This is a genomic window from Exiguobacterium sp. AT1b, from assembly GCF_000023045.1.
Taxonomy (GTDB): domain Bacteria; phylum Bacillota; class Bacilli; order Exiguobacteriales; family Exiguobacteriaceae; genus Exiguobacterium.
In genome coordinates, this window is sequence record NC_012673.1 from 2,023,267 (window position 1) to 2,030,000 (window position 6,734).

A 6,734-nucleotide genomic window follows, 5' to 3' on the forward strand; every position below is an offset into this window, starting at 1 on the left:
AGGGTGACACGCCACGTGTCACCCTTTTCGTTATAAGAACTGTGCCAATAATCCGAAGATGGCCAGTCCGATGATGATGTAGAAAAACCACTTTCCGTCCCCGGAATGAATGACAGGTGGCGCGTACGAACGTTGCTTATACTTCCCATAGCGCATCGGGCGCGTATACGGGACGGCGAACCGTGAGAGTGGGATGGCAAGTAAGAATCCTGCCAAGAATCCGTACACATGCCCCCAAAGGGAAACGTTCGAACCAATCAATGTGAAAACGGCACTGATGGCGACGAAGATGTAGACCAAGCGGGCATCTTGGCTGTACATCAACGTGCGACGGAAACGACCGATGAATACGTAGAATCCGAGAATGGCCAAGATGGCGCCTGACGCCCCGGCTTGGAGATAAAACAAGTTGCTGACAGTGAAGTACGTGAACAGGTTGGCGAGCGCTCCGGCGAATACATAAAACAAGGCAAATTTCACGTGTCCGACCATTCGTTCCATCGCCGGTCCGAAGATGATCAGCGCGAACGAATTGAACAGCAAGTGACCGAGACTCAAATGAATGAAGTTGGCCGTGACCAAACGGTACCATTGTCCGTCAGCGAGTGCCAAATGGAACGACCCTCCCGTCGCCACGATTCGTAAACCAGGAGCGAAAGAATCGATGACAAACACAAGGAGTTGGATTACAATGAACAGCGTTACGAGTGGATATGCCCGTACAAACGTTTGAACATTTTCCGTACGACTAAACATAACATCACCTCTTTCCTCAATTGTATAAGGAAACGGGGAAAAAAGGAAAGGAGCGAGTGTCCTGTGATTGTAGGAATCGGAGTCGATATCGTCGAGCTTGATCGGATGGCTCGCTCGATGAAACAACCACGTTTTTTAAAACGGCTGCTCACCGATGCGGAATATGAACTGTCTCAACAGTATCCGCTCCCGCGTCAAATCGAGTTTGTTTCGGGTCGCTTTGCCGCGAAAGAAGCTTACGCCAAGGCAATCGGGACTGGCATCGCACACGGGCTATCGTGGCGTCATATTGAAATTTTACCGGATGAGACGGGTCGACCTGTCATGACCGCGCCGTTTGTGGGGAAGATCCATGTCAGCATCAGCCATAGTCAAACATACGCCATCGCACAAGTCATCTTAGAAGAGGAGGGACATCATGTTTCGTCCTAGTCGAATCGAGATTGATCGGGCGGCCATCGCCCATAATATAAAAGAATTAACGAGACGGATTCCGCAGGACCTCATGGCGGTCGTCAAAGCAAATGCCTACGGACACGGGGCCGTCGAAGTAGCGAAGATCGCCCTGGAGAACGGAGCGACGATGCTCGGGGTCGCGTTACTCGAGGAAGCGCTCGAACTCCGCGATGCGGGAATCGAAGCACCGATTCTCGTCATGGAAGCGCAATTCCCTGAATATGCCGGAGTGGCGGCAGAACAGGGGATCACGTTGTCCGTATTTTCTGCCGAATGGTTACGAGAGGCAGCTCCATATATAGAAGAAAAGCCGTTGGCGGTTCATATCAAAGTCGATACCGGGATGGGACGCCTCGGACTTCGTACCCGTGAACAGTTGAATGCCTTACTTGAAGAAGCGACCGATTCTTTTGTGGTGGAAGGAATCTATACCCACTTCGCAACGGCGGATGAGCTCGATAGCAATCTGTATTATACACAGCAAGAGCGGTTCGAGCGTTTGATGGATGGTCTCCACGAGCGGTTCCGCTATATCCATACGTCGAACTCGGCCGGTGCGATCCGGATGGCCGGACAAGACGTTCCTTATAATCTGGTTCGTGTCGGCATCGCGCTTTATGGGTTATATCCATCACATGAGATGGAGACGTTCTATTCATTCCTGCGTCCGGCATTCACGTTAAAAAGTCAGCTCATGCAGGTGAAGCGGCTAGAGGCAGGTCAGACCATCAGTTACGGTGCGACGTATACAACGTCAGCCGATGAATGGATTGGTACCGTTCCGGTCGGATATGCGGACGGGTGGTTACGAAAGGCGAGCGGATTTGAAGTGGAGGTCAATGGGATTCGTTGTCCGATCGTGGGACGCGTCTGTATGGACCGTTTCATGATCCGGCTTCCAAAAGAGTTTCCGGTCGGGACGGACGTGACCCTTGTCGGTGGAAACGTCGCCATTGATGAACTCGCCTCATATCTTGGGACGATCAACTATGAGATCGTTTGCCAATTCACGAGCCGATTGCCACGTCTTTATGTGTGAATCATAAATCGTGTGAAATTATCTGAATTCTTTCTCGATTTCTCTATATTTTCCCATTCCCGCGTGTTATATTGATAAAGAACGCGGGAGAATTTCCGCCAGTCCATGAAACGATTCTGGAGGTGTAAGATGTTGAAGCAGCGAACTGCGGGTGCGCTAGCGTCCGTCCCAGATCGGTTCTCGCAACAAGGGGGTCCGATTTCGATGAAAGACCGTGAAACACTGTCCTTGAACGATGTAGTGACATACTTGTCTAAAGAAATTGCTGATCGACAACAAACACTGCGTGAAGAATTGGCGAAAGGCTATCAAGAGATGGCCGCGTTTAACTTGAATATGGCAGAAGAGATGCTAACGATTGAAACCGAAGCCGAACACGCTCTCTTACGTCAAGTAAGTGGGGTGTGAGCAGCGTGATCGTAAAGCGTGGTGACGTGTTTTATGCGAATCTGTCGCCCGTAGTCGGCTCAGAGCAAGGTGGCGTTCGACCCGTTCTCATCGTACAGAACGACATCGGCAATCGCTTTAGCCCGACCGTCATTGTCGCTGCGATTACAGCTCAGATTCAAAAAGCAAAACTGCCGACTCATGTGGAAGTATATCAAGAGAAGCACGGACTCGAACGAGACTCTGTGATTTTGCTTGAACAGATTCGAACGATTGATAAGCGTCGTCTGACGGATAAAGTCACTCATCTCGATGATGAGACGATGCATAAAGTGGACAGAGCGCTAGAGATCAGTATGGGATTGATCCCTCTCTAGCCTTACATAGATAAGACTGGTACATAGGTATCGGTCTTTTTTTAAACTTTTTTTAAAAAAGTGGTTTAAGATTTTGTCAGAGGGGAAATTAATTTAATCGTACTCAATTTTTCTGTACGGACATTTAGGAGGGAATAGACGATGGATTTAGCGATTCGCGAGCAAGTCATTGGAGAACAATTACACCTTTACGTATCCGGAGAAGTGGATACATATACTGCACCAAAATTGAAAGAAGTATTGCATCCGGCCATCAGTGAGCAAGATGTGGTCGTTCATTTAGACGAAGTAGAGTATATGGATTCGACAGGTCTTGGCGTGTTCGTCGGGGCATTGAAAATTGCCACGCGTAACGAAAAAGAGTTGTCACTTGTCGGAGTCACAGACCGAGTCAATCGTCTATTCGAATTGACGGGTCTTCACAAACTTCTTTCTATTAATTCGAACGTAAGAGGTGGCACGCAATGAACAATGTTGAACAGACGGTCATGACGTTCCCGGCCAAACCCGAATATGTCGGTGTGGTTCGATTAGTCGTTTCAGGAATCGCTAACCGTATGGGATATACGTACGACGAGATCGAGGATATTAAAATCGCGGTCTCGGAAGCATGTGGCAACGCCGTCCAACATGCTTATGACGATCATCAAGATGGGGAAGTCAAACTCGCTTGTGGCGTCTATGCAGATCGTCTTGAAATCACGATTGAGGATTCAGGCAAGACGTTCGCAGATGATGTGAAGCGTCAAGCCGCTCCGGTCGAAGAGACGACCGAAATTGAATCGCTCCATGAAGGAGGACTTGGTCTCTTCTTGATCGAAGCATTAATGGACGATGTCTCGATCAATAAAGACAACGGTGTCAAAGTGACGATGACAAAACTCCTCAATAGGGACGAGGTGGATCAGAGTGCCAGCAAAATCTCAACAACGCCATCACAGTGATGACGAGGTACTAGAGTGGATTGAACGCTATCAACAAGACGATCAAAACGAAGAAGTGCAAATGCTCCTCATCAACCGCTATTCTGACCTCGTTGAAGCACTCGCGCGTAAATTCTCGCGTGGCCGTGCGATTCATGACGATCTCGTACAAGTTGGGATGATTGGGTTATTGGCGGCACTTCGTCGATTTGACCCGGAATTTGGTCGTAGCTTCGAATCGTTTGCTGTCCCGACCATCATCGGCGAAATCAAGCGATTCATTCGTGACAAGACGTGGAGTGTGCACGTGCCACGTCGAATCAAAGAACTCGGTCCAAAAATCAAGAAGACAGTCGAGGAGTTGACGACCGAATTACAACGTTCGCCACGAATCGATGAAATTGCGGATCATCTCGGCGTGTCCGATGAAGAAATTCTCGAAACGCTCGAGATGGGTAAGAGTTATCAAGCCTTGTCGGTTGATAGTTCAATCGAAGCGGATAACGAAGGTAGTACGGTCACATTACTCGACTTGGTCGGTAGCCAAGAGCGCGGGTACGAATCGGTCGACCAGCGTCTCATCCTAGAGAAAGCGTTCAATGTCTTAAACGAGCGTGAACGCGCCATCTTGGAATGCGCCTACTATAAGAATATGAGTCAAAAAGAGACAGGAGAACTTCTTGGAATCTCGCAGATGCATGTGTCCCGTTTGCAACGGCGAGCACTCGAAAAGCTGCGTGAAGCCATCAAGGTCCCACTCAATGAAGTATTCTCAAGCGATGACTAATCGAGTCATCGCTTTTTTGTTTGAATGTTTGCTACACTTTGAAAGAGATCAAAAAAGGAAGTGATTCAAGTGATTACGAAAGTGGCTAACGCGTTAAACTTGAAAGTGAACCAAGTCGAGACGGTTCAGCAGCTCGCATCTGAAGGGGCAACGATTCCGTTCATGGCCCGTTATCGGAAGGAAATGACGGGGAATTTGGACGAAGTTGAAATTAAAGGAATTTTGGATGCTCTTCAATACGAAGAGAGCCTGCAAAAACGCAAGGCGGATGTCCTGGCTAAATTAGAAGAGTTGGAAAAAAACACGCCTGAACTAACGAAAGCGTTAGAGGCGGCGACAACCCTTCAACAAGTGGAAGACATCTACTTGCCCTATCGTCCAAAACGCCGCACGAAAGCAGAGCAGGGACGTGAGAAAGGACTGCAGCCGCTTGCGGACTGGTTCCGGGACAAATCACCCTATTCTTTGGACGAGGTAAAAGAACTTTCTCAAGACGTCGAGGTAGAAGAGGCGTTGCCGCTCGTTCATGCGATTATCGGCGAAGAATGGGGCGAAGAAGCGAAACTGCGCCAGATGCTTCGCGATCGCGTACGAAAAGAAGGACTCTTGCGCTCGAAGAAGAAAAAACAAGCGGAAGACGAAAAAGAGATTTTTGCGCAGTATTATGAATATGAAGAGAAGATTGCTGGCATTGTCCCGCACCGTGTACTCGCCTTGAACCGTGGGGAACGCACGGACGTGCTCCAAGTGAAGGTGGTGTTTGACGAGTCGCGCTTCATGGATCAAGCCCTCCGTACATACGAACGACTTCCGAAAGAAAAGCGTGAGGTTGTCGAGGCAGCTGTGACGGAGGCGTACAAGAAGTCGGTCTTCCCCGCCATCGAACGAGAGATTCGTGGTGAGTTGACAGAAAAGGCAGAAGAGCAGGCGATCGATGTCTTCTCAAAAAACTTGAAACAACTTTATATGCAGCCGCCCCTACGCGAAGTCGTCGTCTTAGGAATCGACCCGGCTTATCGAACTGGTTGTAAATGGGCAGTGGTCAATGAAATCGGGAAAGTCGAAGAAGTCGGCGTCTTCTATCCGACTGCACCGAAACACGATATCGCCGGTGCTGAAAAAGTACTGACGAGACTCGCGAAGAAATATCCAATCTCGGTCATCGTCGTCGGAAACGGAACCGCCTCACGGGAGACGGAACAATTCGTCGCCGACTGGTTGAAGAAAGCGGAACGTGACATTGCTTACGCGATTGTGAATGAAGCGGGAGCAAGTGTCTACTCGGCATCGGAAGTCGCACGAAGTGAATTCCCGGATTTGAAAGTCGAGGAACGGTCAGCCGTCTCGATTGCACGCCGAATTCAGGACGCGATGGCGGAACTTGTCAAAGTCGACCCGCAATCAGTCGGTGTCGGACAATATCAGCATGACGTCAGCCAGAATAAACTGAAAGCCTCCTTAGAGTTCGTCGTCGAGAGCGTGGTCAACATGGTCGGAATTGATGTGAACCGTGCTTCCGAGTCTTTATTGACGTACGTCTCAGGACTCAATAAGACGACGGCGAAAAATATTGTGGCATATCGTGAAGAGAATGGACGCTTTGAAACGAGAAAGGAAATTAAGAAAGTACCTCGTCTCGGAGCGAAGGCGTTTGAACAGGCGGCTGGATTCTTACGGATCATGAACGGGAAAGACGTTCTCGACCAGACGGAGATCCACCCAGAAAGCTATCCACTCGCGTTATCGATTTTAAAAGAGATCGGTTCTTCAAAGTCAGAGGTCGGCACGGCCGCGCTTCGAGAACGATTGCAACAAGTCGATGCCAAAGCTTTGAGTGAACAACTAGAAGCGGGACTTCCGACAGTCGAAGACATTTTGAAATCATTAGCCAAACCAGGTCGTGACCCACGAGAAGATATCCAGAAACCATTACTACGCACGGACGTCATGAGTCTCGAAGACCTTCAAGTCGGCATGGAATTCCAAGGAACCGTCCGAAACGTCATTGA

The 6,734-nt window shown here is 49.2% G+C and carries 9 protein-coding genes (1 of these 9 running past the window's edge); 8 read left to right on the top strand and 1 reads right to left on the bottom strand.

What is annotated here, in order from left to right:
• Positions 1-30: 30 nt before the first annotated feature.
• Positions 31-756, bottom strand: a complete 726-nt coding sequence (locus EAT1B_RS10485) for a rhomboid family intramembrane serine protease (RefSeq protein ID WP_015880553.1) — start codon at positions 754-756, stop codon at positions 31-33.
• A gap of 63 nt (positions 757-819) precedes the next feature.
• Here EAT1B_RS10485 and acpS point away from each other — a divergent pair, with 63 nt between their 5' ends.
• The 8 genes from acpS to EAT1B_RS10525 form a co-directional block, all read left to right on the top strand.
• Positions 820-1,188, top strand: coding sequence for a holo-ACP synthase (gene acpS / locus EAT1B_RS10490; protein ID WP_015880554.1), 369 nt, complete (start codon positions 820-822; stop codon positions 1,186-1,188).
• Positions 1,175-2,251 carry an alanine racemase gene (gene alr / locus EAT1B_RS10495; RefSeq protein ID WP_015880555.1) on the top strand — a complete coding sequence of 359 codons (1,077 nt, stop codon included), beginning with the start codon at positions 1,175-1,177 and terminating at the stop codon, positions 2,249-2,251. Before acpS ends, alr begins: the two co-directional genes overlap by 14 nt.
• Before the next feature lie 129 nt (positions 2,252-2,380).
• On the top strand, positions 2,381-2,659 hold the full coding sequence (locus tag EAT1B_RS10500; protein WP_015880556.1) for a hypothetical protein: 279 nt from the start codon (positions 2,381-2,383) through the stop codon (positions 2,657-2,659).
• A gap of 5 nt (positions 2,660-2,664) precedes the next feature.
• Positions 2,665-3,015: a type II toxin-antitoxin system PemK/MazF family toxin gene (locus EAT1B_RS10505; RefSeq protein ID WP_026824472.1), complete on the top strand. Its 351-nt coding sequence runs from the start codon at positions 2,665-2,667 to the stop codon at positions 3,013-3,015.
• Between the two features lie 141 nt (positions 3,016-3,156).
• Positions 3,157-3,483: an STAS domain-containing protein gene (locus EAT1B_RS10510; protein ID WP_015880558.1), complete on the top strand. Its 327-nt coding sequence runs from the start codon at positions 3,157-3,159 to the stop codon at positions 3,481-3,483.
• Entirely contained in the window at positions 3,480-3,959 is a 480-nt protein-coding gene (rsbW, locus tag EAT1B_RS10515) for an anti-sigma B factor RsbW (RefSeq protein ID WP_015880559.1), read from the top strand. Before EAT1B_RS10510 ends, rsbW begins: the two co-directional genes overlap by 4 nt.
• On the top strand, positions 3,925-4,725 hold the full coding sequence (gene sigB, locus EAT1B_RS10520; RefSeq protein ID WP_015880560.1) for an RNA polymerase sigma factor SigB: 801 nt from the start codon (positions 3,925-3,927) through the stop codon (positions 4,723-4,725). Before rsbW ends, sigB begins: the two co-directional genes overlap by 35 nt.
• Positions 4,726-4,794: 69 nt before the next feature.
• Positions 4,795-6,734, top strand: the 5' portion of a protein-coding gene (locus EAT1B_RS10525; RefSeq protein ID WP_015880561.1) for a Tex family protein. 190 nt of this gene lie beyond the right edge of the window; only the first 1,940 of its 2,130 coding nucleotides appear in the window; its start codon is at positions 4,795-4,797; its stop codon lies off the right edge, out of view.

Coding starts and splice junctions, on each gene's coding strand:
- EAT1B_RS10485 (WP_015880553.1), bottom strand. CDS start 756: ATGTTTAGTCGTACGGAAAATGTTCAAACGTTTGTACGGGCATATCCA.
- alr (WP_015880555.1), top strand. CDS start 1,175: ATGTTTCGTCCTAGTCGAATCGAGATTGATCGGGCGGCCATCGCCCAT.
- EAT1B_RS10500 (WP_015880556.1), top strand. CDS start 2,381: ATGTTGAAGCAGCGAACTGCGGGTGCGCTAGCGTCCGTCCCAGATCGG.
- EAT1B_RS10510 (WP_015880558.1), top strand. CDS start 3,157: ATGGATTTAGCGATTCGCGAGCAAGTCATTGGAGAACAATTACACCTT.
- rsbW (WP_015880559.1), top strand. CDS start 3,480: ATGAACAATGTTGAACAGACGGTCATGACGTTCCCGGCCAAACCCGAA.